Below are 2,919 nucleotides of genomic sequence, written 5' to 3' on the forward strand. Positions count from 1 at the left end.
CCGGCTCCCCGGCCGCCTGCGCCAGGTGCAGCGCCCCCGCCGAGCGCGGTGTCCGCGTCACCCGCGGCGGGCTGGACCCAGAGCTCGTCGAAGGGGCCCTCGGCGAGCAGGCGCGTGTTGGCGACGCAGTTGAGCGCCACGCCCCCGGCCATGGTCAGCCGCCGTTCGCCAGTGCGCTCGTGCAGCCAGCGGGTGAGGTCGAGCAGGACCTCCTCCAGCCGCCTCTGCACGCTGGCGGCGAGGTCGGCGTGGTCCTCCGACCACGGCTCGCCCCGGCCGAGCCGCTTGGCGTAGCCGGCCCAGTCGACCGGTTCGACGCGGAACCCGCCGTCGCCGGTGGCGCGGATCAGCTCGCGCAGTTCGCCCAGGAAGCGCGGCTCGCCGTAGGAGGCCATGGCCATGACCTTGTACTCGTCGCTGGAGCGCATGAAGCCCAGGTGCTCGGTGACCTCCTCGTACATGAGGCCGAGCGAGTGCGGGAGTTCCTGGGCGGCCAGGACGGTCAGCTCGCCGTCGGCGTAGCGCCCGGCCAGGTGCGAGACCGCCTCGCCGCGCCCGTCGCAGACCAGGACGGCCGAGTCGCGGTACGGCGCGGCCAGTCCGGCCGAGGCGGCGTGCGCGACGTGGTGGGGCACGTAGCGGACCTGCGCCGGGTCGAGGCCGGGCAGCGCGGTGGCCAGGAAGTTCGGGGCCCGGTGGGCGTAGGTGGTGCGCAGGTCCTCCCAGCGTTCGTCGAGGCCCCGCTGGCCGGGCCGCACCAGCGCGGGATCGTAGGAGTAGGCGACCCCGTCGAGGTCCTCGGGTTCCAGCCCGGCCTGTGCCAGGCACCAGGCCGCCGCCTGCTCGGGCAGCTCCCAGGCCGAGAAGGGCACCGGGCGCTTGCCGTGCTTGCGGCGGCTGAACCGCTCCTCCTCCGCCGCGGCCACCACTTCGCCGTCGACGACCAGCGCCGCCGCCGGGTCGTGAAAGATCGCATTCAATCCAAGGAATTTCATGCATTCGCCTCCCGCAGACACCTAGTCACTACCGAGAGGAGCGCTTCTCAAACACCGCACCCCGATAGAAGTGCAGCTAGATGGCTTGCAACCAGCACATTGTCACTCTAAGTAGTTTTTTCTCGGTTAACCTCCACGCAAACGGGAAGTAGGGAAAAGCAAGGAACAAAGTATTCGGGAGGAATGAAGTGCCGCACGACGAACGACCAGCCGCCATTCTTTTCGACCGTGACGGCACACTCGTGAAAGACGTTCCGTACAACCGCCGGCCCGAGCTGGTCGAACCGGTCCCCGGCGCCCGGGAGGTGCTCGACCGGCTCCGCGGCGCGGGCGTCCGGGTCGGCGTGGTCACCAACCAGTCGGGGGTGGCCAGGGGGCTGGTCGGCGCGGAGGAGCTGGCCGCGGTCAACACCCGCGTCGAGGAGCTGCTCGGCCCGTTCGACGTGTGGGCGGTGTGCCCGCACGGCGACGCCGACGGCTGCGGCTGCCGCAAGCCCGCTCCCGGGCTGGTCCTGCGCGCGGCGGAGGAGCTCGGCGCCGATCCCCGGGAGTGCGTGGTGATCGGGGACATCGGCCGGGACGTCGAGGCGGCCCGCGCCGCCGGGGCGCGCGGCATCCTGGTCCCGACGGAGGTGACGCTGCCCGAGGAGGTCGCCGCCGCCCCCGAGGTCGCCCGGACCTCGCCGCCGCGGTCGCTGGCGCTCGGCTCCGCCGTTCCGGACGGTACGGGGAACCGCGCGGGGAACCGCGTGGGAGACCGCGCGGACGCGACGCCGCGAGGCCGTACGCGCTCCGCCGCGCCCGTCCCCGCCCGGGGGGTGCCGTCGTGAGGATCCTGCTCTGGCACGTGCACGGCTCGTGGACCACGTCCTTCGTCCACGGGGCCCACGACTACCTGGTCCCCCTCACCCCCGGCCGGGGCCCCGACGGGCGCGGCCGGGCGCGGACCTTCCCCTGGCCGGAGGCCGTGCGGGAGGTGCCCGCGGACCTGCTGCGCGGGGAGGAGGTGGATCTGGTCGTCCTGCAGCGGCCGCACGAGATCGAGCTGGCCGAGCGGTGGCTGGGCCGGCGGCCGGGGCGGGACGTGCCCGCCGTCTACGTCGAGCACAACACGCCCAAGGGCGAGGTCCCGGTCACCCGGCACCCGCTGGCCGGCCGCGACGACGTCCCGCTGGTCCACGTGACCCACTTCAACGCGCTGTTCTGGGACAACGGCCGGGCCCCCGTCCGGGTGATCGAGCACGGCGTCCTCGACCCCGGCCCCCTCTACACCGGTGAGCTGCCCCGGGCCGCCGTCGTCGTCAACGAGCCGGTCCGGCGCACCCGGGTGGCGGGCACCGACCTGCTGCCGCGGTTCGCCGAGGAGGCGCCGCTGGACGTGTTCGGCATGCAGGTCACCGGGCTGGCCGGGCACCTGGGGATCCCGCTGGGCGCCTTCGAGGACCTGCCGCAGGCGGCGATGCACGCCGAGCTCGCCCGGCGCCGGGTCTACCTGCACCCCTACCGGTGGACCTCGCTGGGGCTCTCGCTGATCGAGGCCATGATGATCGGGATGCCGGTCGTGGCGCTGGCCGCCACCGAGGCGGTGGAGGCGGTCCCGCCGGAGGCGGGCGTGGTCTCCACCCGGATCTCCGTGCTCGCCGCCGCGCTGGAGGCCTTCACCGGAGAGCCGGAGCTGGCCCGGCAGGTCGGCAAGCACGCCCGGGCCGCCGCGCTGGCCCGCTACGGCCTGCCCCGCTTCCTGGCCGACTGGGACCGCCTGCTCGGCGAGGCGGCCGGAGGTTGATCCCGTGGCCTCTCCTGGTGACTTCCGTGATCGCCGGGGCAGGGGACGGCGATGAGAACGAGAGTCGTCCTGGTGGCCGCGGTGGCGCTGGCGGCGGGAGCGGCGTCGGCGGGTTGCGCGCCCGCCGGCCGGGACCCG

At 74.1% G+C, this 2,919-nt stretch carries 3 protein-coding genes; 2 read left to right on the plus strand and 1 reads right to left on the minus strand.

Going from position 1 to position 2,919, the window contains the following annotated elements:
- A partial coding sequence (locus ACWJ6R_RS33730; protein WP_449066101.1) for a carbamoyltransferase N-terminal domain-containing protein occupies window positions 1-980 on the minus strand: 980 nt, incomplete at its 3' end.
- Between the two features lie 257 nt (window positions 981-1,237).
- On the opposite strand from ACWJ6R_RS33730, the gene ACWJ6R_RS33735 reads away from it, so the two are divergent.
- Both ACWJ6R_RS33735 and ACWJ6R_RS33740 read left to right on the plus strand, forming a co-directional pair.
- The gene (locus tag ACWJ6R_RS33735; RefSeq protein WP_449066102.1) at window positions 1,238-1,825 is read left to right on the plus strand and encodes a D-glycero-alpha-D-manno-heptose-1,7-bisphosphate 7-phosphatase; all 588 of its coding nucleotides are present in this window, start codon (window positions 1,238-1,240) and stop codon (window positions 1,823-1,825) included.
- Window positions 1,822-2,781, plus strand: coding sequence for a glycosyltransferase (locus ACWJ6R_RS33740; RefSeq protein WP_449066103.1), 960 nt, complete (start codon window positions 1,822-1,824; stop codon window positions 2,779-2,781). The genes ACWJ6R_RS33735 and ACWJ6R_RS33740 overlap by 4 nt, the downstream gene beginning before the upstream one ends.
- The last annotated feature ends 138 nt before the right edge of the window (window positions 2,782-2,919 follow it).

The sequence above is a fragment of the Planomonospora algeriensis genome (assembly GCF_977012225.1).